The sequence below is a fragment of the Mesobacterium pallidum genome (genome assembly GCF_019966535.1).
Classification (GTDB): domain Bacteria; phylum Pseudomonadota; class Alphaproteobacteria; order Rhodobacterales; family Rhodobacteraceae; genus Mesobacterium; species Mesobacterium pallidum.
In genome coordinates this window covers 111,828-134,434 of sequence record NZ_JAIMID010000012.1, presented here as the reverse complement: position 1 = coordinate 134,434, position 22,607 = coordinate 111,828, and the positions used below count along the sequence as shown (strand labels likewise).

General features: G+C 61.8%; 21 protein-coding genes. 10 read left to right on the top strand and 11 right to left on the bottom strand.

From position 1 onward, the window contains the following. Positions 1 to 138: 138 nt before the first annotated feature. From MF270_RS17630 to MF270_RS17595, 8 genes are all read left to right on the top strand, one after another. Positions 139 to 939: an enoyl-CoA hydratase/isomerase family protein gene (locus MF270_RS17630; RefSeq protein WP_036051562.1), complete on the top strand. Its 801-nt coding sequence runs from the start codon at positions 139 to 141 to the stop codon at positions 937 to 939. Continuing rightward, positions 936 to 2,126 carry a CaiB/BaiF CoA transferase family protein gene (locus MF270_RS17625; protein WP_027264327.1) on the top strand — a complete coding sequence of 397 codons (1,191 nt, stop codon included), beginning with the start codon at positions 936 to 938 and terminating at the stop codon, positions 2,124 to 2,126. The genes MF270_RS17630 and MF270_RS17625 overlap by 4 nt, the downstream gene beginning before the upstream one ends. A gap of 1 nt (position 2,127) precedes the next feature. Beyond that, positions 2,128 to 3,303 carry an acyl-CoA dehydrogenase family protein gene (locus MF270_RS17620; RefSeq protein ID WP_027264328.1) on the top strand — a complete coding sequence of 392 codons (1,176 nt, stop codon included), beginning with the start codon at positions 2,128 to 2,130 and terminating at the stop codon, positions 3,301 to 3,303. A 17-nt stretch (positions 3,304 to 3,320) separates the two neighbouring features. Further along, positions 3,321 to 4,463, top strand: a complete 1,143-nt coding sequence (locus MF270_RS17615) for an acyl-CoA dehydrogenase family protein (protein ID WP_027264329.1) — start codon at positions 3,321 to 3,323, stop codon at positions 4,461 to 4,463. Positions 4,464 to 4,491: 28 nt separating this feature from the next. Beyond that, the gene (locus MF270_RS17610; protein ID WP_027264330.1) at positions 4,492 to 5,268 is read left to right on the top strand and encodes an enoyl-CoA hydratase/isomerase family protein; all 777 of its coding nucleotides are present in this window, start codon (positions 4,492 to 4,494) and stop codon (positions 5,266 to 5,268) included. Positions 5,269 to 5,309: 41 nt separating this feature from the next. Next, on the top strand, positions 5,310 to 5,831 hold the full coding sequence (locus MF270_RS17605; protein WP_027264331.1) for a TRAP transporter small permease subunit: 522 nt from the start codon (positions 5,310 to 5,312) through the stop codon (positions 5,829 to 5,831). Positions 5,832 to 5,841: 10 nt separating this feature from the next. Beyond that, positions 5,842 to 7,149, top strand: coding sequence for a TRAP transporter large permease (locus MF270_RS17600; protein WP_027264332.1), 1,308 nt, complete (start codon positions 5,842 to 5,844; stop codon positions 7,147 to 7,149). 66 nt (positions 7,150 to 7,215) lie between these two features. Beyond that, the gene (locus MF270_RS17595) at positions 7,216 to 8,349 is read left to right on the top strand and encodes a C4-dicarboxylate TRAP transporter substrate-binding protein (RefSeq protein ID WP_027264333.1); all 1,134 of its coding nucleotides are present in this window, start codon (positions 7,216 to 7,218) and stop codon (positions 8,347 to 8,349) included. Between the two features lie 68 nt (positions 8,350 to 8,417). Here the strand turns inward: MF270_RS17595 and MF270_RS17590 are convergent, their stop codons facing one another. The 8 genes from MF270_RS17590 to MF270_RS17555 form a co-directional block, all read right to left on the bottom strand. After that, entirely contained in the window at positions 8,418 to 9,563 is a 1,146-nt protein-coding gene (locus tag MF270_RS17590) for a thiolase (RefSeq protein WP_027264334.1), read from the bottom strand. Then, positions 9,560 to 9,955, bottom strand: coding sequence for a Zn-ribbon domain-containing OB-fold protein (locus MF270_RS17585; RefSeq protein WP_027264335.1), 396 nt, complete (start codon positions 9,953 to 9,955; stop codon positions 9,560 to 9,562). The genes MF270_RS17590 and MF270_RS17585 overlap by 4 nt, the downstream gene beginning before the upstream one ends. A gap of 1 nt (position 9,956) precedes the next feature. Continuing rightward, entirely contained in the window at positions 9,957 to 10,733 is a 777-nt protein-coding gene (locus MF270_RS17580; protein ID WP_027264336.1) for an SDR family NAD(P)-dependent oxidoreductase, read from the bottom strand. Between the two features lie 60 nt (positions 10,734 to 10,793). Continuing rightward, positions 10,794 to 11,207 carry a PaaI family thioesterase gene (locus MF270_RS17575; protein ID WP_036051569.1) on the bottom strand — a complete coding sequence of 138 codons (414 nt, stop codon included), beginning with the start codon at positions 11,205 to 11,207 and terminating at the stop codon, positions 10,794 to 10,796. A gap of 1 nt (position 11,208) precedes the next feature. After that, positions 11,209 to 13,176: a TRAP transporter permease gene (locus MF270_RS17570; protein ID WP_027264338.1), complete on the bottom strand. Its 1,968-nt coding sequence runs from the start codon at positions 13,174 to 13,176 to the stop codon at positions 11,209 to 11,211. Between the two features lie 68 nt (positions 13,177 to 13,244). Continuing rightward, positions 13,245 to 14,390 carry a TAXI family TRAP transporter solute-binding subunit gene (locus MF270_RS17565; protein ID WP_027264339.1) on the bottom strand — a complete coding sequence of 382 codons (1,146 nt, stop codon included), beginning with the start codon at positions 14,388 to 14,390 and terminating at the stop codon, positions 13,245 to 13,247. Between the two features lie 49 nt (positions 14,391 to 14,439). After that, the gene (locus tag MF270_RS17560) at positions 14,440 to 15,666 is read right to left on the bottom strand and encodes an acyl-CoA dehydrogenase family protein (protein ID WP_027264340.1); all 1,227 of its coding nucleotides are present in this window, start codon (positions 15,664 to 15,666) and stop codon (positions 14,440 to 14,442) included. A 16-nt stretch (positions 15,667 to 15,682) separates the two neighbouring features. Next, positions 15,683 to 16,795 (bottom strand): acyl-CoA dehydrogenase family protein, encoded by a 1,113-nt coding sequence (locus MF270_RS17555; protein WP_027264341.1) that lies wholly within the window; start codon positions 16,793 to 16,795, stop codon positions 15,683 to 15,685. A gap of 320 nt (positions 16,796 to 17,115) precedes the next feature. Between MF270_RS17555 and MF270_RS17550 the strand changes: the two genes are divergently transcribed. Together MF270_RS17550 and MF270_RS17545 are read left to right on the top strand one after the other, a co-directional pair. Continuing rightward, positions 17,116 to 17,598: a MaoC family dehydratase gene (locus tag MF270_RS17550; protein ID WP_036051571.1), complete on the top strand. Its 483-nt coding sequence runs from the start codon at positions 17,116 to 17,118 to the stop codon at positions 17,596 to 17,598. Between the two features lie 28 nt (positions 17,599 to 17,626). Then, positions 17,627 to 18,451 carry an IclR family transcriptional regulator gene (locus MF270_RS17545; protein ID WP_027264343.1) on the top strand — a complete coding sequence of 275 codons (825 nt, stop codon included), beginning with the start codon at positions 17,627 to 17,629 and terminating at the stop codon, positions 18,449 to 18,451. Positions 18,452 to 18,491: 40 nt separating this feature from the next. Here MF270_RS17545 and MF270_RS17540 read toward each other — a convergent pair whose 3' ends face one another. The 3 genes from MF270_RS17540 to MF270_RS17530 are packed head-to-tail and all read right to left on the bottom strand — an operon-like array spanning position 18,492 to position 22,125. After that, entirely contained in the window at positions 18,492 to 19,640 is a 1,149-nt protein-coding gene (locus tag MF270_RS17540) for an acyl-CoA dehydrogenase family protein (RefSeq protein WP_027264344.1), read from the bottom strand. Next, positions 19,637 to 20,635 carry an acyl-CoA dehydrogenase family protein gene (locus tag MF270_RS17535; protein ID WP_238367134.1) on the bottom strand — a complete coding sequence of 333 codons (999 nt, stop codon included), beginning with the start codon at positions 20,633 to 20,635 and terminating at the stop codon, positions 19,637 to 19,639. Before MF270_RS17535 ends, MF270_RS17540 begins: the two co-directional genes overlap by 4 nt. Before the next feature lie 59 nt (positions 20,636 to 20,694). Further along, complete coding sequence (locus MF270_RS17530; protein ID WP_027264346.1) at positions 20,695 to 22,125, bottom strand: MmgE/PrpD family protein; 1,431 nt, start codon at positions 22,123 to 22,125, stop codon at positions 20,695 to 20,697. Between the last annotated feature and the right edge of the window lie 482 nt (positions 22,126 to 22,607).

The window sequence follows — 22,607 nt, the reverse complement described above, 5'->3', positions numbered from 1 at the left end:
GGGCGCGCATGGGAAGGGAAGCCGAAAAAACGTGCCAGCAGACCGCAAGGAAATACACAGAACGGGTGAATTTTACACATGTCTGATTTTCCGCACCGGACTATTGCCCGTCGCTCAATGCCACTCCTATCGTGTTCCATGCTAGCCCATTCCTGGGAGGAGGAAGCGGTGCCATTGCTCTACAGCCGCTCGGAAAGCGTTGGTCGGATGACTTTCGATTTTCCCGAGAAGAAGAATGCCCTTGATCAAGACGCACGCAAAGAGATGGAACGCATCGTCACCCAGGTGCGCGACGATGACCGCGTGCGCGCGCTGTTGATCACGGGTGCCGGGGGCGCGTTTTGCGCCGGAGGCGATATCAGCACCTTCGCCGGTTCTTCGCCTGTGGCCATGCGGGACCGCATGAAACAACAGCACCGCGTAACCCGGATGCTATATGATCTTGAAAAGCCGGTCGTCGCGGCGGTTGCCGGGCCGGCCTTTGGCGTGGGGTTCAACATTGCGCTTCTGGCTGACGTGATCCTGGCCGCGCCCTCGGCCCGCTTTTGCCAGGCCTATGCGCGCGTGGCGATCGTGCCCGACGGTGGCGGGCTTTACTTGCTGGCGCGGACGGTCGGGACGCAGCGGGCGAAGGCGATGTTCCTGACGGCCCAGGTGATCGATGCCCAAGAGGCGCACGACCTTGGGATCGTCCACGCAATCCACGAAGAAGACGCGCTCGACGCAGAGGCCGATGCGCTGGCCGTGCGTCTGGCCGAAGGGCCGACCCGAGCCTTTGGGCTGGGCAAGTCGATGCTGAACCGTGGCATGGATTGCGATTTCGCGACCTATCTCGAGATCGAGGCAACCGCCGAAGCCCATATCATGCAGACCGCAGATCACCGCGAGGCGGTCGCCTCTTTCAAGGAAAAGCGCCCGCCGGGCTTTGTCGGATCATGAACGCGGCGCCCGATTGTGGCCCGCTGGCCGGTCTTCGGGTGATCGACCTCGGGCAGGTCTACCTTGGGCCCTATTGCGGTCTGATGTTCGCGCTCATGGGGGCCGAGGTCATCAAGGTCGAGCCGCCCGGCGGCGACAGTATCCGCGGCATCGCGGGCGGGCGCGAGAACCCCGCAGCGATGATGCTCAATTCCAGCAAACAGAGCGTGACGCTTGATCTGGGGTCCGAGGGCGGGCGCAGCGCCCTGCTGGCGCTGGCAGATTCGGCCGATGTTCTAATCGAGAATTTCCGTCCCGGTACGATGGAGAAACTGGGGCTGGGGTGGGAAACACTCTGTGCCCGCAATCCGCGCCTGGTCATGGGGTCAGGAAAGGGTTACGCGGCCGATTCCGTCTATCGCGATGCGCCGGCGATGGATTTTCCTATTCAGGCCCTGACCGGGCTGATGTCGGTGACCGGGTTTCCCGATGGTCCGCCGGTGAAATGCGGCGCAGCGATCACCGATTTTCTGGGCGGTATCCACCTTTTTGGTGGCATTATGGCGGCGTTGCATGCGCGCGGCGCGACAGGGCGCGGGGACTTTGTCCAGATCGCGATGCAGGACGTCACGCACCACGCGCTGGCGTCGAATATCGCAAGCTATCTGCTGGCGCCTGACGGGTTCGCCGACCGGGCCGGCAACAGTCAGGCCGTGCTCAAGGTCGCACCCTACGACCTGTTTCCGGCGCGCGACGGGCAGGTGGCCATCATGTGCCTGAATGATCGCCACTGGCAGCAGCTGACCCGGGCCATGGGTCGCCCTGATCTGGCCGAAGATCCCGAACTGGCCGCGGGACCCGCGCGCTGCGCGCGGCGTGCCCAAGTCGATGGCTGGGTGACGGCGTGGACCTCAAGTCAGACCCGCGCCGAGATTTTCGCGGCCCTGAGCAGCGCACATGTGCCGGGCGCCCCGGTGCGCACGCTCGCTGAGGTGGTGTCGGACGATGACATGCGCGCCCGCGGCATGATCCATGACCTTCCGCATCCAGACCTGGGCACGGTCCCTGTTCCAGGGCTGCCGATGCGTTTCGCGGCTCACCCACAGGTCGCCCCTATCCCCGCACCAACCGTAGGCGCCGATACGGCGCGCATCCTGGCCGCGCTGGAACAGGACCTGCCCTCTGCTCAATCAAAGGACACCTACTGACATGTTCAAGCTCGATCCGGAATTGGAGGATTTTCGCAACGAGGCACGCAAGCTGGCTGAGCGCGAGTTTGCTCCCAGGGCCGCCCATTGGGACGAAGCCGAAGAGTTTCCAGCCGCGAACCGCGACAAGCTGGCCGAACTTGGCTATCTGGGAATGTTCATCCCTGAAGAATACGGCGGCTCCGGCGCGCCAGTGATCCAGGGCACGGTGTTTCTGGAAGAAATGGCGCGGGTCTGTTTCAACACGGCGCTGGTCTCGCAACTCTACCTGAACGGCCCATCCCGGGCAATCAGCGTTCTGGGCAGCGACGAGCAGAAAAAGCGGTTCCTGCCAGACATGGCGGCCGGCAAGAAATTCATCGCAATCGCCATCAGCGAGCCAGAGGCGGGGTCGGCGGTGACAGACCTGCGCACCACGGCCACAAGGGACGGCGACGGATGGGTGCTGAATGGCAACAAATGCTGGTCCACGGGCGCCCATGTGGCCGATTATGCGCTGGTCTTCTGCCGTTTCGGCAAGGCCAGCGGGGCGAAGGGGATTGGTGCCTTTGTCGTCGATCTGAAGAAGCCGGGCGCGCGGATCGGCCACATATCGCTGAAGATGGGTGGCCGGGGGCTGACCGAGGCCGAGATTATCCTTGAAAACTACAAGGCCGGTCCCGAGGATGTGCTGGTCGAAGGGGACCCGGAAAGCTCGCGCTCCTTCGCGCTGTTGATGAGCAGTTTCGGACCCGAGCGGGTGGGCAACGCAGCGATGTGCGTGGGGCTGGCGCAGGGCGCTTTCGATGCTGCAAAGTCGTATTCCGAGATTCGCCATCAGTTCGGGCGCCCGATCAAGGAATTCCAGGGCCTGCAATGGAAAATCGCCGACATGGCCACACAGATCCATGCTGCGCGTCTGATGGTCTATCGGGCCGCGACCAACCCCGCGCCGAACGGCTTTCCCGATCCGATGGATGCGACCATGGCCAAGCTTTACGCCAACGAAATGGCGCAGAGGGTCACGAACGAAGCGCTGCAGATCCACGGTCACAATGGTTACACGCGCGAATACCCGCTGGAACGTATGGTGCGTGACGCGCGCGGCTTCGCGCTTGGCGGTGGCACCGTCGAAATCCTGCGCAATACGATCGCCGCCATGGTCTACGGCCACAGCTTCGACCAGCGGCGGGGGTAGGGCGGATGCATCCCTCGTTGCTAACGACAGAACAGGTCGCTCTCAAGGATGCCGCGCGCAAACTGGCGCTCGGGGAATTCCGGGACCGCGCCGCACGCTGGGACCGCGACGGCATCTACCCCGAGGAAAACCACCATCGCCTGGGCGCGCTTGGCTATCTGGGCATGACCATTCCCGAAGAATACGGCGGTGGCGGTACGCCGCTGGTGGATTGCTATCTCGTGATCGAAGAACTGGCCAAGGTGGATTTCAATACCGCGCTGATCGTTCACGATCAGAACGTCTCGCCCCGGATCATCGCCACCTGCGGCAGCGAGGCGTTGAAGCAGGCTTTCCTGCCCCGCTTCGCCGCGGGCGAGATCGAATGCGCGATCTCCTGGTCCGAGCCCGAGGCCGGGTCGGACGCCACCGCGGTGACGACATCGCTGCGCCCGGACGGGGACGGGTTTGTGCTGAACGGCGGCAAGATCTTTACCACTTTCGGCGACAGGGCCGATTACCTTCTGGTCTATGCTCGGTTCTGCGAAAGCAAAGGCGCGCGAGGCATCGGAACCGTTTTGGTGCACCGCAAAAGCCCCGGCGTTTCGGTCCATATTCTTGAACAGAAGATGGGCGCGCGCGGCTGCAACGAATGCGAGATCCATTTCGACGATGTGCGGGTGCCGTCCGAAAACGTCGTGACCGAAGGGCTGGCCGGCAACTCCAGCGGCTTTGTCCGCCCGCTGGGTGTCTATAACGCCACGCGCGTCGGCATGGGGATACTGGCGCTTGGTGTCGCCGAGGGGGCGTTCGACCTTGCACGCGACTACATGAAGACCCGCCGGCAATTCGGCAAGGCGCTGTCCGAGATGCAGGGGCTGCAATGGATGATGTCGGACATGAAGGTGCAGATCGAGGCCGCGCGGTCGTTGTGTTATACGGCGCTGTCGCTGATCGACCGCGGCCAGCCCGATCCAACATTGTCTTCGATCGCCAAGGTTCAGGCCACCGAAATGGCACAGCGCGTCACCCATGACGCCATGCAGATGTTCGGTGGCTACGGCTATTTCGGTTCGCTTCCGTTGGAGCGGATGGTGAGGGATGTGCGGATGCTGACGATCACCGGGGGAACGACCCAGATACATAAGAACGGGATTGCTCGGGCGCTGTTCACTGACTGACGAATCTTCGCCAAAGGGAGGGGTGGTCATGACAAGCGATATCACTGTGGAACACTCAGAAGGTCTGGCCGTCGTGTCGTTGAACCGGCCCGACAAGCTGAATGCGCTGACCCTCGACATGCGCGTCGAACTCCTGGACGCGTTTCGCGATATCCAAACTGACCCGCGGATTCGCGCCGTATTACTGCGGGCCGAGGGCCGCGCTTTTTGTGCGGGTGCGGATATTTCGACCATGGGCAAGGACGATGTCTGGGGTGATCGGGCGCGCTTGTACAGGGCGCACCAGATGATCCTTTCCATATTCAATTGCGAGAAGCCTGTGGTTGCCGCGGTGCGCGGTCCGGCGGTCGGGATCGGTCTGAGCATGGCGCTCGCCTGCGACGTTATCCTGCTCTCCGAGACGGCAAGATTCGGTCAGGTTTTTCGCAAGATCGGGCTGGCCCCCGATGGCGGCGCGGCGTTTTTCCTTCAGAATCTGATCGGTCGGCAACGTGCGACGGACCTTGCCTTCTCAGCGCGGATGGTGCCGGCGGATGAAGCCCTGAGCCTGGGATTGGCAAGCCAGGTTCATCCCGATGATGCCCTCGACCGGGCGGCCCTGGACTATGCGACAGACCTGGCCGCGGGGCCAACCTTTGCCCTGGCCGGTACCAAGCGGCTGATGCGCGCCGCGATGCAACCGTCTCTGGAGAGCTTTCTTGAAACAGAAGCCATCATTCAGGGGCAAATCATCAAGAGCGCGGATCACGCCGAAGGCATCGACGCCTTTCTGAGCAAGAGAAAACCGGTTTTCCGTGGCGTATGACCAAGCGGATTGGCCCTTTTTACGACAGGGAAGAGATAGTGATGGAAACAGTCATTGCACGACTTGGCAGGGTGTCGCGGATTATCACCTATATTGCGACTGCCCTGGCGGCCCTGATGATGGTCCACGTCACGCTCGATGTCATCCTGAGCCAGTTCATCGCCGAGCCCCTGCCGGGCACGGTGGATTACGTGTCGTATTATTACATGGTCGGGCTGGTCTTTCTGCCGCTTCCCTTCGTCGAATACACCAACGAGCACATCAAGGTCGACCTGATCCACGATCTGCTCCCGACGGGGGCGAGGACCGCTCTCGACATGCTGGCTCTGGCGCTGTCTGCGGTGTTCTACGGGCTGCTCACCTGGCAGACCTGGATCGATGCCGTCGAAAAATACCTCATCGGCGAGCAATCCATGGGCATGGCGGCGGTGACCGTCTGGCCCGGTCGCTTCTGTCTGCCTCTTGGTGCGGGGCTGATGGTTCTGCTCTTGCTGGCCAAGCTGATCCAGAGGCCTTTCACCGACGCTGGCATGGCCGGCCCCAATCACGACATGTACGAATAGGAGTGGAACGGTGAGCTTTTTCCAGATCGGCCTTTGCGGCATCGTTTCTGTCATCCTGCTGGTCTTGCTGCGCGTTCCGATCGCGGTCGCGCTGGGTATCGTGTCCTTCTTCGGGTTCTGGGCGATGCTGGGAAGCGGCGCGGCTTTCGGCCTGCTGACGGCGGTGCCCTATGATTTTGCCGCGCACTGGACCCTCAGTTCGATCCCGATGTTCCTGTTGATGGGATACGTCTGTTACCAGACCGACATCACGCGCGGGATCTTCAAGGCCGCCCGGGTCTGGCTGTCATTCCTGCCGGGCGGGCTGGCGGTCGCCAGCGTGGGCGGCGCGGCGCTGTTTTCGGCGGCGGCCGGCTCCAGCCTGGCCTGCGCCGCGGCAATGGGCCGGATCGCGGTGCCGGAAATGCTGAAGCGCGACTACGATCCCGGGCTGAGTACCGCCGTGGTTGCCGCAGCCGGCACCATGGGGTCGCTCATCCCGCCGAGCATCCTTCTGATCATCTACGGTATTTTTGCCGAGGTCGCGATCAGCAAGCTGTTTCTGGCCGCGATCGTGCCGGGCGTACTGACGATGCTGGGGTACTGGGCCGTGATCATCGTTCGTGTGTGGATCAATCCCGCGCTCGCGCCGTCGCTCGACGAAAGCGCGACATGGTCCGAACGGCTGGAGGCCCTGAGCGAGACATGGCCCGTGATCTTGCTGGTGGTGGGCGTTTTCGGCGGTCTGTTCACCGGGATATTCACACCCACGCAGGCCGGGGCTGTCGGGGCGGCGTTGTCCTTCGTGATTGCGGCGGCGCGCGGCACCCTGAACTGGAAAGTTTCCAGGATCGCGCTGATGGACACTGCAAAAATGACTGCGGCGATCTTCATCATCGCGGTCGGTGCCAACCTGTTTTCGAGGTTTCTGGCGATCAGCGGTATCCCCGAAGCGATGACCGACCTGGTGATTGATATGGGGGCCAGCTATGTGATGCTGGTTTTCGGCACGGCCGTGATCTTTTGTCTGCTGGGCATGATCCTCGATCCGCTGGGCATCCTGCTGCTGACGCTGCCGATCCTTCTGCCGATCTACGAGGCGAACCATATCAGCCTGATCTGGCTGGGCGTGCTTGCAACCAAGCTGGTCGAGATGGCTCTGATCACCCCACCGGTGGGGCTGAACGTGTTCGTGATCAAGGGCATCGTCGGTGATGCGGTCCCGATTTCACTGATTTTCAAGGGTGTTTTGTGGTTTTTGGCTGCGGATGTGGTGGTCCTGATCATCATGGTCGCCTTTCCCGAACTGATCATGTTCCTGCCAGAGCTCGGCAACTGATTTGGCCATCCCGGCCGTGACGAACCCCGCGCAATAGCGGGGTCTTGAAAAAGAGGAGGAGACCACATGAAACTGACCAATGCGTTTGCCGCGCTGGCGGCGACGACCGTTCTAGCGGCGACACCGGCCCTGGCCGAAAAGCGGGTGACTATATCCAACTGGACGTCACCCAATCACGCGACATCGCGTGGCCATGCCGCCTTTGCCGAAATGACCGAATCTGAATTTCCGGATGCCTTCGACTTCAAGCTGTTTGCCGGCGGCGCCTTGCTTGGCCCCAAGCCAACACTGTCCGGCCTGCGCGACGGCGTCGCCGATGTAGGTCTGCTGGCGTTGACCTATTTCAGGTCGGAAATGCCCTATGCGCAGCTCGTCGCCGATCTCGCTCTTTTGGGCGAGGACCACTATGCCATGGCCGGCGCGACCAGCGAATTCGTGATGCTGCACTGCCAGCCGTGCAAGGACGAGTTCGCAAAGAACGGCATGGTGGCGCTGAGCGGGATCAGCACTGCGCCTTATGTATTGCTGACCACCAAGCCGATCGTCGAAATCAGCGATATGCAAGGGGTCAAGCTGCGCACGGGCGGGTCGGTCTGGGACCGCTGGGCGACACGCCTTGGGGCAGAGCCGGTAAACGTGCCGTCGAGCGAGATGTACGACACGATGAGCCACGGTGTCGTCACCGCTGCGGTGCAGCCGGTCGGTGCGCTCAAGGGGCACAGTCTGATCGAGGTTGCCAAGCACCTGACGGAGTTGCCGTTGGGCACCTATCATTCCGGTTCGATCTTTGCCGCCGGCCCGAAATTCTGGATCTCACTTTCGCCGGAGCAACGCGAGCAATTCGTCAAGAACATACCCGAGGCCGTGGCGCAGACCGAGGTGTACTACGAAACCGACGATCTCGACGTGCTGAAAGAGGCGGGTGGGCTTGGCCTGCAGGTACACCAGCCGTCGCCTGAGTTTCTTCAGGATCTCATTGATTTCCGCACCGCCGATCTTGAAGAGATCGCCCGCATCTCGCGCGAGGAACGCGGCATCGAAGATCCGGAACCGCTGATCGCAACCTATCGCGAGCTGATCGAGAAATGGCACGGTCTGGTTGAGCCGCTGCAACCGATCCGGGACAATCATCAGCCTTATGCAGACCTTCTGCGTCAGGAGATTTATTCCAAGATCGACTTCGCAACCTACCCGAACTGAGCCGTTTCAGGCCTGAATACACAGCGGCCCTTCGCAAGAAGGGCCGCTTCATTGCTTCCTTCGTCTGTTCAGAGGGTGGCTTCGGTGCCCAGGATATTCGTCACCTGGCTGGACAGGACACCGCCGTTGCCGTGGGCCAGGGCCAGTTCGGCACTGCCGATCTGGCGATCGCCAGCATCGCCGCGCAGTTGCCGCACCGCCTCGACCAGCGTGAAGATGCCGTACATCCCGGGATGCACGCATGACAGGCCGCCACCATTGGTATTGACCGGCAGGTGGCCGCCAGGCGCGATGCCGCCGTTCGCCACAAACGCACCGCCTTCGCCTTTCTTGCAAAAGCCCAGATCTTCTAGAAAAAGGATCACATTGATGGTGAACGCGTCGTAGAGCTGGACCACGTCGATGTCCGCGGGTTTGACACCCGCCATGTCCATGGCCGTTCGCCCTGATTGCGCAGCGCCGGTCACGGTCAGGTCCGCCATTTCGGAGATGTCGCGGTGCGTCGTGCCCTCGCCGCCGCCCAGCAAATACACCGGAGGTCTGGGGTGATCCTTGGCCGTCTCGGCCCGGCGCATCACAATCGCGCCACCGCCATCGGTCACAAGGCAGCAGTCGCGCACCCGCAGAGGGTCGGAAACCGGCCGCGAGGCGATGACATCCTCGCGCGTCAGAGGATCGCGCATGAAAGCGTCGGGGTTCTTTTGGGCCCAGGCCCGGGCCGCCACCGCCACGTCGGCCAGCTGTTCGCGCGTTGTGCCGAATTGCGTCATGTGACGGTCTGTGGCCAGCGCATAGGACGACAGCGGGAACAACGGTCGGTAGGGGGCCTCGTAGGTCGGCAGGCCAAGCGCAGTCATCAGCTTGCCCGAGGCGGTGCGCTGGTTCGATCCGTAGCAGATCAACACGGTATCAGCGAGCCGCAATTCGAGCAGCATCGCGGCCCAGAGCGTGTGCGACAGGAACGACGAGCCGCCCATGCGGTTGTTCATCGTGAACCTGGGGTTCAAGCCCAATTCCTGCGCCAGTGTAAGACCCGACAGCATATCCAGCGGCTGGCAGGTGGCAACGGCATCGACCTCGCCAAGTGCGATCCCCGCATCGGCAAGCGCGCCGTGCACCCCCTCGATTGTGATCTCCATCGAGCTTTTGCCATGGGCCTCGCCGCAGCCTGCCAGCGCTGCACCGACGATGGCGGCTTTTCCCCGTAAACTCAATTTGCTTCTCCTTCTGGCCGGAAAACCACGGCGGGGTCACCTTCGGCGCCTTCGCCGATCGACGCGGTTACTTTCAGCCCGGCGACAATCTGGTCATGCGCGATACCGTCGATGCGCGACATCATTCGTACCCCTTCCTCCAGGTCCACCAGAACCACGTTGTAATCGCCGCCTCGTTCCGGTTTTCGGCGCACGACCGTTCGCGCATAGACGGTGCCCCTCCCGGTTGGCGCGAACCATCCCAGATCCGCGCTGCCGCAGGCCGGACAGATCACGCGCGGATGGAATACATGGGTGCCGCAGCCGCCACATTTCTGAATCTCGAAGACGCCCTCGGCCAGCTTCGCGGCGAAGACGGCGTCCGGCCCTGGGCCTTGTCCAATGCCGGCCATCTCAGAACCCGATGTGGAAGCCACCGTTCACGCTCAGGTGCTGGCCGGTGATATAGGATGCCGCGTTGGACAACAGGAAACAGACGGGCTGCGCGACTTCTTCAGGGGTGCTCATCCGTCCCATCGGAATCTGCGCCATATACCTGTCGGCGAATTTTTCAGAGCGGATGGTCTCAGTCATTGGTGTCTCGACCATTCCGAAACAGACTGAATTGACGTTGATGCGGTAACGGCCCCATTCACGCGCGGCGCTCATTGTCAGGCCCAGAACCCCGGATTTTGCCGCGCCATAATTGATCTGACCGATGGTGCCGCGACGCCCGGCATCGGATGAGATATTCACGATGGCACGGCGCGCGGCGCTTTCGGGGTCTTTTTCGACCCGGTCCTTGTAATAGGTCCCCACGGCCTGAAGGCAGGCGAAGACACCGGTGAGGTTCACGTCGATGACCTGTTGCCAGGTGGCCCGGTCCATCTTGTGGATCATCGCGGCGCGCACGATCCCGGCGTTGTTCACAAGCCCGTTGATGTCGCCGAATTCGTCGAAGGCGAATTTCACGAGCTTCCCGGGAAAGTCCGGGTCGGCCACATTCCCCACGATGGCGCGGGCATTGCCACCGATCTGTTCGGCGGTTTCCTTGACGCCGTCCTCGTTCAGATCGTTCACCACGACCTTGGCGCCCAGCTCTGCCGACAGCGCCGCCACACCGCGGCCGATACCCTGTCCGGCGCCTGTGACGATAACCACTTGATTGTCCAATGCCATCGGGTTGATCATTTCTGTCTCCTTTTGTCCTTCGTTTGTTTGGTCTCGCTCACCATCGGTTCACTCAGGTGGTCACGACGGTGGTGCGAGCCGCTTGATCACGGCATCGCCATGGGCCAGATGGTGCCCGTCCTGATTGAAGATCTCGCCCTGTACAAAAACCAGTTTGCGTCCGCCCCCGACAATGCGCGCGCGGGCCGTCAGCGTGTCTCCTTCGGTCGCCGGGGCGACGAAACTGGTGGTAAGCGAAAGCGTAAGGCAGCGATGACCTGGGCGGCCATCCCCCGCGTAGGCCGCGCAAAAGGTGACCGCGTTGTCCAGCATGGTCGCGTAGACACCGCCATGCACCGAAAAAGCGCCGTTCAGGTGATCGCGTCCGATGGCCAACCGCAGCTCGGCTTTGCCATCGGACCACGAGACGAAGCGCACGCCGAGCAATGCGTTGAACGGGGCGGGGATGTCCGGTCTGCCGTCTTGTGCGCTCATATTACGCTGTCTCCTGCTTGGCCGAGACCATCACCAAAGCGACAGCCACTGCCGCCATAGCGGCACCTGCGCCCACCGCGCCGAGGATCGGAACCGCCAGACCCGCGTTCGAGGGAAAGGCGAAGGCCAGACCGGCAATACCAAGAAGGACGCGGGCGATTGTTCCTGGCAGTCCGGTTTCGATCCGCCCGACGCCAAACAGATACCCCTGAATACCGGCGCAGATCAGCAGAATGCCGAGACCGGCGCGCAGAACCGTAAGCAGGCTTTCGAGTGGACCGGCTTGCAGGATGAACGCCGGATCAAGGACGAAGAAGAAGGGAATTATATAGACGATGCTTCCAAGCTTCATCGCTTCGAAGGCCGTCGCAAAGGGTTTGGCCTGGGCGATGGCCGCCGCGGCGAAAGCCGCGAGCGCGACGGGGGGGGTGATATAGCTCAGCATGCTCCAGTAAAGGATAAATAAATGGACGCCGATCGGATCGAGCCCGCCGGCGACCAGGGCGGGTGCCAGCGACACCGCCAGAATCACATAGGCGGCGGTCACGGTCATGCCCATTCCAAGAATGAAACTGGTCAAAGCCCCCAGCAGCAGAAGCAGAAAGATGTTGCCGCCCGCGATGAACAGCAGATCGTTCGAGATCGTCCCGGACATCCCGGTCACCGCCAGTCCGCCGACGATCAGCCCGACCGCCGCAAGAATGGCAACAAGTTCGACGAACAACTGTCCCGTGGCGATCAGAAAATTCATCAGCTCCTTTCGCCCCCAGCGTGATTTTGAGAGCAGCTGGTTCAGGACAAGAAGCAGCGCGGTCGCATAGAATGGAGCGATCGCCTCGCGCTTGAGGTAGAGCAACATCCAGATCAGCAGCCCGAAGACGGCGAGAAAGTACCAGCCTTCGCGCAGCACCTTGCCGATCCTGGGAAGGTCGGCGCGCGGAACGCCTTTCAGTCCGTTGCGCGCCGAGTATGCGTCGATTTGTGCGAACAGGCCGAAAAAGTAGAACAGCGAAGGAAGCACCGCCGCCACAACGATGTTGGTGTAGTCGGTCGCCAGGAATGTCGCCATGACAAAGGCCGTGGCGCCCATGATAGGGGGCATCAGCACCGCCCCCGTCGACGCCGCCGCTTCGATCCCCGCCGCATAAGTGGGCCTGAACCCCACCTTTTTCATCGCTGGAATGGTAATTGATCCGGTCGTCAGCACATTGGTGATCACGCTGCCGCTCATCGAACCGGTCAGCCCGCTGGTCAGAACTCCTACCTTGGCCGGCCCGCCCCGGACATTTCCGAGCGCGGCAAAGGCGATGTCGATAAAAAACGGACCTGCGCCGGTATGTTGCATCGCAACGCCGAAGATCATGAACCCCACGACAAGATTGACAAAGCTGCGCATCGGTATGCCCAGCACACTTTCGCCGCTCATCGCGTGGAAGATCGCCGTTTCGACGGGCGAGCGCTGGAAGCCCTGGATCGGGCCGGGCGCATAGTTGGCGATCATGGGGTAGATGGAAAATACCAGGATTACCGCGAACAGCGTCCAGCCGCCGGTGCGGCGCGCGGCCACGAGCAGCAGGAACCAGAAGGCGAAGCTGGCGATCACGGCATTAAGAGGAGCGGCGAAATCCCACCCTTTGTTCACCACGCTGCGCCCGTAGTAGGCAAAGAAGGCGCAGGTGATCAGGGCCAGCAGGGCCAGAAAGTAATCCCACCATCGCGTCGATCCGTAAGGATCTGACTTTGAACAGGGAAAGACAAGGAACACCAGTGGCAGCGTCAGCAGAAGCATCACGTAGAGGTAGTGAATTTCAAGCAACCGGACGTTCATGAAGAAGCCCAGATTGAACAGATGGTTGACCGACGCCGCGGTCAAAAGCAGCGCCGAGACGACGAGCGACCAGCGAACAAACGCGGGCAGGGTGCCCATACCGGTCGGTTGCGCCGGCGCTTCCTGTGTTTCCTGTGCCATGCCCGTATTCCAGTTTTGTGCTGCGTTGCTTTGTGCAAGGCGCCTGTGGGGCGCCGCGCTGTGTCGCATCAGCGGAAAAAGACTTCGTGGCCGGCCGCTTCCAGTGCGTCGGCACGGGCTTTCATCCATGCAGCGGCAAATTCTTCTTCACCCTCTGGAGCGTCCCCGACAAATGTGCCCCAGGCCCGCAAGAGCACCTCTTGCCGTTCCACCAATTTGTCCTGGTTTGCCTGGGCTTCCGGTGTCCACAGACCCTTTTCCTTGAAGTAGGCAACGCTGCCATCGCTCCATGGCATCACCCAAGACAGGATCTGGCGATCAATCGCATACGCATTGGCACCGGGGGCGGCATCCTTGTAATCGTCGAACCCTGCGTCAAGCGCGGCTACGATGTTGCGCACCTCGGTGGAATCCTGATCGGAGTTAGTGACCAGGATCGGATAGGGGTACTGCGCCATGGGCAGTGGGGAGGCAGGGTCGATGCCCGGCCCCACAGACACCATATGCGGTGTCACGAAGGGCGTTACGCTGGTGTAGCGTTCCCATGCTTCTGTCTGGTCCGCGGGTGTTTCAAGCCATTTCAGGCCGCGCGGGCTTGACTCGATCTGGTAGTTTACGGTGGTCGTCGTCAGTGCAAAGGCGGCATCCACACGGTCTTCGAGAATGCCCTGGAGCGTGTTCACATAGCCCGAGAATTCCACTGCCTCCACGTCGTCCCATGTCAGGTCCGCAAAGGCCAGCAGCCCCTCCATGTTGACATCGATCGCCGGCGAACTGACGGCGCGACCGACCCGTTTGCCCTTGAGGTCCGTAATCGTCTCGATGCCGGCATCGGCCGCGACGGCGACACCCAGACCGTAGTCGCCGACAGCCTGAAGCACCGCGCGGATCGGCTGCGGGCCCCATTCAGGCGCAGCAAAAAGGAAAACCCCTTCGGCAGCGAAATAGGAGGCGATGCCGCACAGGCAATAATCGACCGTCCCGTTTTTGAGCGGCGTCATCCGCGAGACGTCGTTTCGCCCCGGAAGCACGCGGACCGTCGATCCGTATTTGCTGCGCATCATGTTGCCGATGGCTATGGAATGCGCATGACCGGCCGATCCCGTGTCATAGGCCGACCAAGCGATCACGTCAGGCAGATCGATGTCTTGCGCGCCAGCCGAGGTGGCCATTGCCAGGCATGCGGCAGCGATCCCGGTTATCTTGAACTTCATGATATTCTCCTCCTTGTTGGTCGTTGGTCCCGGGTGGCGCCCATTCAGATCAAAGCTCTGAAAACGCGACATCCTTGTCGACGCGTATTTCAGGCGGCAGCCCGAGAATGCGTTCGCCAATGATCGTGCGCTGGATCTCGTCCGATCCCCCCGCGATCCGGTTGCCCGGCGCGGTCAGGTATTCGTTTCGCCAGCGCGCCACGTCATCCCCGACCTTGGCTGATATGCCCGCCGAAGTTCCCGCCAGATCCATCCCGAAAGCGCCCATTTCCTGCCGCAGCTTGCCCAGCAACAGCTTGCCGATCGAGCCCTCTTCACCCGGTGCCTGGCCGCGCGAAAGCGACGTCATGACCCGGTAAGAGGTGAATTCCAGTCCGCGTTGACGCGCGATGAAATCGGCAATGCGCGCGCGCACCTCGTCGTCCTCGATGGCCGGGCGACCGTTCCGTTCGACACGGGTAGCCAGATCAATCAATTCCTCGGCCCGCGCACCGCCACTGGCCCGGCCGACGGAAATACTGAACCGTTCGTTCATGAGTGTGGTCAGCGCCACTTTCCACCCTTCGGATACACCGCCCAAGCGGGCGCTGTCTGGCACGCGCAGGTTGTCGATGAACACTTCGTTGAAACTGGAGCTGCCCGAAATCTGGCGAATAGGACGGGTTTCGATGGCCGGGTCGGACATGTCCACAAGGAACATGGTCATTCCCTTGTGCTTGGGCACCTGTGGATCGGTGCGCGCCAGCAGGATGCCGTGAGTGGAATAATGCGCCCCCGAGGTCCAAACCTTCTGACCGGAGATCACCCATTCGTCGTCTTCGCGGCGTGCACGGGTGCGGATACCGGCCAAATCGGACCCGGCGGCGGGTTCGGAAAAAAGTTGGCACCAGATGTCTTCGCCCGTGAGAGCCCGGGGCAGGAATCTTGTTTTCTGGTCTTCGGTGCCGTGGATCATGACCGTAGGCCCGACCAGCCCGATCCCGATCAGAAAGACGTTGGGCGGGACGGCGTAGCGCCCTTCCTCTTGATTCCAGATCACTTGCTCGATCGGAGTGGCGTCACGCCCACCGAAAGCACGGGGCCATGTCAGCCCCGCCCAGCCTGCGTCGGCCTTTCGTGCCTGCCAGTCGCGCGCACGGGCAACTTCGTCGGCGTCGCGGGCCATGAAATGGTCCTGGGCCTTTTCGCTTCCATTGCGGCGGGTCGCGGTGGCATCAAGCCAGTCGCGCGCCTTGGCGCGGAACGCGGCTTCTTCCGGGCTGTCGCTGAAATCCATCTGCACTTTGTCCTTGTCAGTTCGCGGCCCTTTGGCCGTCCGCCAGATTGCAAAGCAGCCGCTCGCGCCACAAATCGGCCAGGCCGAGTTCGGCCTTCAACTGCCATCCTCGCCGCAGAAACAAATGCGGGTCGGCCGCCCAGGTGAACCCGATCCCACCGTGAAGCTGCACCGATTCCTCAGTGGTGAATTGCACTGCATCGAGAGCCGCGAGGCGTGCTACCGCCGCCGCTTCGGACAGCCGTTCATCCCCGCTCGCCAGCGCCCAGGCGCCGAAAAAAGCATTGGACCGTGCCAGCTCGATCTTGGCGAACATGTCCGCGAGCCGGTGCTTGACCGCCTGAAAACTGCCGATCTGGCGTCCGAACGCCTGCCGCTCGCAGGCATAGTCTCTGGTCAGGAAAAGCGCCCGCTCGGCCAGGCCGATCTGTTCGAAGGCGGCCAACACTGCGGCGCCGTCCAGAAGAGTCCGGATCGCTGCGGGATCGGACCCGGGAAGCAGTTCAACCGGCGTGTCGTGAAAGACGATCTCGGACGTCGGACGGGTGCGGTCGATCGCATCCAGCGCGCTGATCGACACCGAGGGGTCCGAAAGATCCGCCAGATAAAGGCGCGCGGTGCCGCCTTCGTCCAGGGCGGCGACGATCGCGAATGACGCATCGGATGCGAACGAAACTGGCGATTTCCGTCCCGAAAGGCGATCCTGCAGCACTTTTGCCGAGACCCGTTCCGGTGCAGACCCTCCATCCTCGGCAAGCGCGACGGTAACGATCATGCGGCCTTCGGCGATCCGGGGAAGCAGATTTTCCCTTTGGCTTTGCGTGCCCAAGTCCTGAATCGCGGGGATCGCCAGGCCAAGAACCGGGCCAAAAGGTATGGCGGCCAGGCTACGGCCGATCTCTTCGGCGACAATGGCCAGTTCGATCGCCCCCATCGCCGCCCCCCCGTAGTCTTCGGCAATTGCAAGGCCCAGCCATCCGCCGTCCGCCAAGGCGGTCCAGGTTGCGGAATCGAACCCGTCGGCAGCCTCAAGACAGTCATGCGCCACCGCGAGAGTGGCGTGATCGCTCAGCATTCGTGCCAGCGTGTCGCGTATGGCATCGTGTTCGTCGGAAAAGCCGAAATTCATGCTGGTCCTCTTCGGGTCATGGCATTTGGCGCCTGTTCACAAAAAGGTAAGGTACGCGTTCGGTATGTCCCAAACGCTATCCGGCACCAGCCGCGTAAAACCACATATGTGCTGTGGCGTGGAAAAAGGGGCCACTGGAGCGAAGAATGCGATTCATCAAGAATGTGCTCAATCGACGTGAAAGCCGCAAAAACGAGGCAGTCGATTGATTGCTGCGGAGCTTGCCGCCTAACGTGAAGGAACCGGGGCGTGTTCCGGGCGCAGGACAGATGTGGCCGAACCCTCTCAGAAAATGGAACTGATCAAGGGAATTGTGCGAAATGGAAACTGTAGGACTCGGGTTTTGTTATGAAGATTTGCCAGTGGGGCGCAGGTTTCGGACCATTGGCCGCACCGTCACCGAAACCGATATCACGAATTTTGTAAGTGTTACCGGCATGCTTGAGGTCTTGTTCATCAATCGTGACTTCCGAGAGAAGGAATCCAATATCCCCGGTTTCGCCGCGCCCGGTGCGCTGGTCTATACCTTTATGGAAGGGCTCTTGACCCAATCCACAATGCAACATACCGGCTTTGCCTTTCTGGACATGGAACTGAAGGTCATGGGGCCCACATTTGCCGGGGACACCATCCATTGTGAGGTCGAGGTAACAGAATCGCGCCGGTCGAAGAGCCGTCCGAACCGCGGATTGGTGCGGACGCGAAACAAGGTGTTCAAGCAAACCGGAGAACAGGTATTGGAGTATACGCCGTTGCGGATGATCAAGGCCCGCATGACGGATAAAGAGCCAGGAAAGGCATAGGCCTGTTCCGGATAGCGGCACTGGAGACATGACTATGAAAACCGCGCAATCTGGCCCAGCCGAAGCCGCCGGGCGCACATCGGAAGGGCCCCGGTCCTTGACGCGTATCCTTGCGTTGTTCGATCTTTTGGCGCGCTGCAAACGTCACATGTCTCTTTCGGAACTCAGCATCGCGATTGATTGCCCCAAGAGCAGTTTGCTGGTGCTGCTTCGGCCCCTCACCGAGAAGGGGTATCTGATGCGCGAGGAAGACAATTACTTTCTGGGTCCGAGGATTTTTCAGTTCGCCCAGTCAATTCTGACCAACCACCCGTTCGAATCGGTCCTGCGCGGGGTGATGAATGATGTGGTTAACCAGACCGGTGAAACCATCCTGTTTGCTGTCCGGGACGGCGAGAAAGTCATTTATTCGTCGGTCATCGAAAGCCCCCAGCCCGTTCGGTATGTCGCCCAACAGGGGATCAACCGGCCATTGTTCTGTTCGGCATCGGGGCTGGTCATGCTGGCCTTTGACACGCAGCAGGAACTGGACGATTATTTTCGGCGCACTGAATTAAAGCCGCTGACGCCTAATTCGATCACCGATGAAAATGAACTGCGCGGGTTAATTTCGGAGATTCGCAAAACCGGGTATTCCAGTACAGCTGGAACCGCGCATGTAGATGCAGCGGGGTTCGGGGTTCCGGTCTTTCGCGCCGACGGACACTTGGCAGGAGCATTGGTGATTGGTGCTCCTCTGGAGCGCGCCAAGCGTAACAAGAAGCGATATGTTGCCGCTGCCAAAACGGCCGCTGAACAGCTCTCCCGAGCACTCGGCTATCGTTCGGAGGTTGGGGAAACCGGCCGGCACTAGACGTGTGCCGCCCGCCGTTGTTGTCATTCCGCAGGCGGGATCATCTCAGTCCGAGTCCCCGCGCAATGATACCGCGAAGAATTTCGCGTGTGCCGCCGCGCAACGAAAACGACGGAACGGCGAGTTCGGTATACGCCAGAACAGCCGCATAGCTATCGCTCCCGCCAGGCACCGCCGGGCGCGACACAAGACTTCGGGCCAGGCGCGGAATGTCCTGTTCGAAAAGCGCTCCCAGATCCTTGACAATGGCAGCCTGAAGTGACGGGTTCTCTCCTTCGTTCAACATTCCGGCCACCGATCGTGACATCTGCCGCAGCACCATCAGATGCGCGGACAAACGGCCAATCTCGGCCTGCTGCGCTTCGGTTGCGTCGTCGCGCAGCAATCGGATCAGTTCCTCGATCAGGGCAAACGACGACAGGAACCGCTCGGGGCCGCTGCGCTCGAACGCCAGTTCGCTCATGACCTGCGACCAGCCCTCGCCCTTTTCGCCCAGCAGCGCATCGGAGGGCAAAAAGGTATCGTCGAATACCACCTGGTTGAAATGATGCTCACCGCCCAAGTCGATGATCGGGGTGATCTGAATGTTGTCGGTGGCCTTGAGATCGACCAGAAATTGGCTCATCCCGCCGTGGCGGTCGTCGCTCTTGCCGGTGCGGCAGAACAGGATCATGTAATCGGCGACATGCGCATAGGTCGTCCAGACCTTCGTGCCGTTGATCCGGAACCCCCCGTCGACCTCGGTGGCCATCGTGCGCGTCGCCGCCAGGTCCGAGCCGGAATCCGGCTCGCTCATCCCGATGCAGAAACACAGTTCGCCCGCGGCGATGCGCGGCACGATCCGGCGTTTCTGATCGTCGGTGCCCTTGGCAAGTATGAGCGGACCGCTCTGCCGATCTGCGATCCAGTGCGAAATCACCGGGGCACCGGCGGCCAGTAGCTCTTCGGACACGACATACCGCTCAAGCGCGCTGCGCGCGTGGCCGCCGTATTCCTTTGGGAAGGTCATGCCGACCCAGCCGCGCTGCGCCAGCTTTCGTGAAAAATCACGGCTGAACCCATTCCACGACTGCGCGCGTTTTATGGGCGGGAAATCGGCCAGTTCGTCGGCCAGGAACGCGCGGACCTCTTGCCGGAGGTCGTCATAGTCGGCGCCGGGCGGGGGGGGAGAAAAAGCGGTGAGGGTCATGCCTGGGTCCCTTTTGCAGCGCTGTCTGTGATGAAATGCCAGAAGGTGTCGTGGGGGCTCGACAGGGCGGCCCGCCCAAGTTCCCTGGTCCAGTCAAGCTCGGTGCCGAACTCGTCACGCCAGCCCCAAATCCGTTTGGTGAAATGGTGAAGCGCGTGTTCCTGGGTATAACCGATGGCCCCGTGAATCTGGTGGGCCAGGGCCCCGACCTTCTCGGCCGCTTCTCCGGCGCGGGCCTTGGCGGCGGCAACGGCCAGCGCAAAGGCCGGTGTGTCATAGCTGCCGGCCGCCATCTCGGCGGCCGTGCGCGAGGCTGCGGTTTCTCCGGCCATTGTCGCAAGATTGTGCTGGATCGCCTGGAACCTGCCGATTGGCCGTCCGAACTGCACCCGGTCGTTGGCGTATTGAACGCTCATCTTCAGGATGGTCTCCATCGCCCCGGTGGTGGCAAGACTGCGGATAAGTGCACCAAGCCCGCGCATCCCTCCCACGGGTCGTGGCAAGGGGGTGACATCGGTCTCTGTCAGGGTATAATCGAGTTCGATGTCGTCGCGTGGCATCCCGGCAAAATCCTGCGCCGGGTCAACGATCAGATCCTTCACCGGCAGGGACAGGACGTGATCGACACCGTCCAGGACGCCAATGGTCACGATCCGGTTCGCCCAGCGGGCAAAGGGCACCAGTGTCAGATGCCCGCTCGCATGGATCTTCTTGCCGCGCCGTTCCAACCGCAGCGCTTCGCCTTCGGCGATGGTCAGCCTGCCACCGGGAAGGGCCATATTCGCGGCCGCCAGAACGGCGTTTGCGATCAGGGTTTCAGCCAGAGGCAAGGGCAGGCCATGCGCCCCGACAATACGCACAAGACCGAGCGCCTCGGCCGGTGGCACGCCGAAACCGCCTGCGTCCTCTGGCACCAGCGCCATGGTTAACCCTGCCTCCTCGATCTGCGTCCAGAGCGCCTCGGGGCATTGTCCCGAGGCGGCGTCTTCGCGCATGCGGTGGGTGACATGGTCGCGGAACAGTCGCTCTGCCATGTCATGAATCATCGATTCCATCAGACGGTCCTTTCAGACGGTGTTTGATCGGCGCTGGACATTTCCTTCACGGGCTTGTCCTGCCGCGCATGGTTTTTTTGCCCGTCGGGGGCCGACGCCTCTCGCAGTGGCGGCAGATGCAGCCGCGTGCGCAGATCCCGGCGGAACGCACTGGCAGAGGGCGCCGCGCCCCCGTCCCTGCGATATTTTCCGAGGCAATCGGCGATTTTGTCGCCGATCGCGGCAGGGGTTGCCGGATCCGAGGGAGAGCCGGGGTGCGCCGCGACCGAGGTTTCGGCCAGGGTTACGTTCCCTTTGCGCAGGCGGACATGGACCGTCCCATGGTCCACGCCAGCGTGATCCCGCCCCGCTTCCGGCATGGTTTGGATATGCACCATGTCCATAAGCCGGCGCACCGCGGGGCGATGGGGGCTGTCCCCTTCGAAATCCACCAGCCCGACCTGGCCCTGCTGCAGGGCCACGGCGAGCGTATAGGCGGCACAGAACTTGGCCTGCATTCCATCTTTGGGGTCGGTGACATGCAACGGGACCATGACGCTTTCGGGCACTGTCATTTCAATCACCGATCCTTCGGGCACCGCCTCGCCGCCGCGTTCGGCGTGAAGGTGCCGCCCGGCGGCGATCATCCTGTGGGTGAGGTAGCAGCAGGGATACAGCTTGCGGGACACCGTGCCCAGATCGATCCGCGGTTCCACCGCTGCGGGGTCGGCCGCAATCCCGTCCGGGCCGGCATAAAGGTCGAAGAAGCCGCGCGCCGCGAAGATGTCCGGGGCGCCCGTGATGCCGGCCTCGGCCATCCGGGTGGCCCGCAATCCGACAAGGGCGGCGTTTCCGGCCTGGATCGGTTTCGCCATGGCGCCGAAATTGATCTGCATTCCCCCGGCCAGCGACGCGGCCAGGGACAGGGCGTTGCGGACTGCGTCGTCGTCGAGCCCAAGCTGATGCGCGACCGCTGCCGCCGATGCCAGAACCCCGATGGTCGACGTTGCGTGCCAGCCCTTGTTGTAGTGGCCAAAACCCAGGATCTGACCGAGCGCGACATTGACGGCTGTTCCGACCGCAAGCGCGGGGGCAATGCGGCCGGCCGTGTCCGGCCGGACATCCACGGTGGCCAGCAGCGCCGACACGATTACAACACTGGGATGGGTGACGCTGACCGTATGGACATCGTCGAAATCGAGCGCATGACCGGCAACCGCGTTCAGGAACGCGGCCTGTTCGGGACTGCCACCTTCAGCAGCTCCTGCCGGGACTGCCGGTCCGCCCGCGTCAAGCGCCGCCAGCCGGCGAACCACCGGTTCATGCCACCCGCCATAGATGGCGGCTATGGTATCCTCAACGCAAAGCGCGGCCTGCTCGGCGTCTGCAACGCTCAGCCGGTGCGGCGCGGCGACGAACCGCGACAAACGGATGGTGAAATCGCTGATCATCCACTTCTTTCTCTGACACTGCATATTGCCTCATCAAGGCGGGCGCTATCAACTCTCGGCCCCACTCTTTCGCACATATGTGTTGGAGCGGGATGCTTGCGTTGTGATCCTTGCTGCCGTTGGATATTCTGGGTGCTCATCCTTCCTCTGTTTCCGTGCAGGATCGGGCGTTGGACGTGACCGTAGAACTTCGGAAAGAAGAACAGACGTGGTTGAGGGTATCGGCGTGAAAAGTCGGGCAGACAAGCACGCATGTGCGGAGAGACATTTCGAGGCATCGTTGTGTCATTGACCGCCAGACGATGTATCCTCGGAGGCCCGGAACCAAGGCGGTCAGTGCCACCACAAATCCGGGCTAGTCCGCCCTGCGCCGACAAGATGAGCACCTTGTGTGTCCTTGCCTGTGAATGGGAAATTGTCGGCATCGCATTTCCGCCGTCGTGCCATGAAAGACCGCATCTGCCGTTGCGTCACAGACACAA

Coding starts and splice junctions, on each gene's coding strand:
- MF270_RS17545 (WP_027264343.1), top strand. CDS start 17,627: ATGACTATGAAAACCGCGCAATCTGGCCCAGCCGAAGCCGCCGGGCGC.
- MF270_RS17620 (WP_027264328.1), top strand. CDS start 2,128: ATGTTCAAGCTCGATCCGGAATTGGAGGATTTTCGCAACGAGGCACGC.
- MF270_RS17580 (WP_027264336.1), bottom strand. CDS start 10,733: ATGATCAACCCGATGGCATTGGACAATCAAGTGGTTATCGTCACAGGC.
- MF270_RS17565 (WP_027264339.1), bottom strand. CDS start 14,390: ATGAAGTTCAAGATAACCGGGATCGCTGCCGCATGCCTGGCAATGGCC.
- MF270_RS17570 (WP_027264338.1), bottom strand. CDS start 13,176: ATGGCACAGGAAACACAGGAAGCGCCGGCGCAACCGACCGGTATGGGC.
- MF270_RS17575 (WP_036051569.1), bottom strand. CDS start 11,207: ATGAGCGCACAAGACGGCAGACCGGACATCCCCGCCCCGTTCAACGCA.
- MF270_RS17585 (WP_027264335.1), bottom strand. CDS start 9,955: ATGGCCGGCATTGGACAAGGCCCAGGGCCGGACGCCGTCTTCGCCGCG.
- MF270_RS17605 (WP_027264331.1), top strand. CDS start 5,310: ATGGAAACAGTCATTGCACGACTTGGCAGGGTGTCGCGGATTATCACC.
- MF270_RS17540 (WP_027264344.1), bottom strand. CDS start 19,640: ATGACCCTCACCGCTTTTTCTCCCCCCCCGCCCGGCGCCGACTATGAC.
- MF270_RS17555 (WP_027264341.1), bottom strand. CDS start 16,795: ATGAATTTCGGCTTTTCCGACGAACACGATGCCATACGCGACACGCTG.
- MF270_RS17550 (WP_036051571.1), top strand. CDS start 17,116: ATGGAAACTGTAGGACTCGGGTTTTGTTATGAAGATTTGCCAGTGGGG.
- MF270_RS17530 (WP_027264346.1), bottom strand. CDS start 22,125: ATGATCAGCGATTTCACCATCCGTTTGTCGCGGTTCGTCGCCGCGCCG.
- MF270_RS17625 (WP_027264327.1), top strand. CDS start 936: ATGAACGCGGCGCCCGATTGTGGCCCGCTGGCCGGTCTTCGGGTGATC.
- MF270_RS17610 (WP_027264330.1), top strand. CDS start 4,492: ATGACAAGCGATATCACTGTGGAACACTCAGAAGGTCTGGCCGTCGTG.
- MF270_RS17630 (WP_036051562.1), top strand. CDS start 139: ATGCTAGCCCATTCCTGGGAGGAGGAAGCGGTGCCATTGCTCTACAGC.
- MF270_RS17535 (WP_238367134.1), bottom strand. CDS start 20,635: ATGCGCGAAGACGCCGCCTCGGGACAATGCCCCGAGGCGCTCTGGACG.
- MF270_RS17595 (WP_027264333.1), top strand. CDS start 7,216: ATGAAACTGACCAATGCGTTTGCCGCGCTGGCGGCGACGACCGTTCTA.
- MF270_RS17560 (WP_027264340.1), bottom strand. CDS start 15,666: ATGGATTTCAGCGACAGCCCGGAAGAAGCCGCGTTCCGCGCCAAGGCG.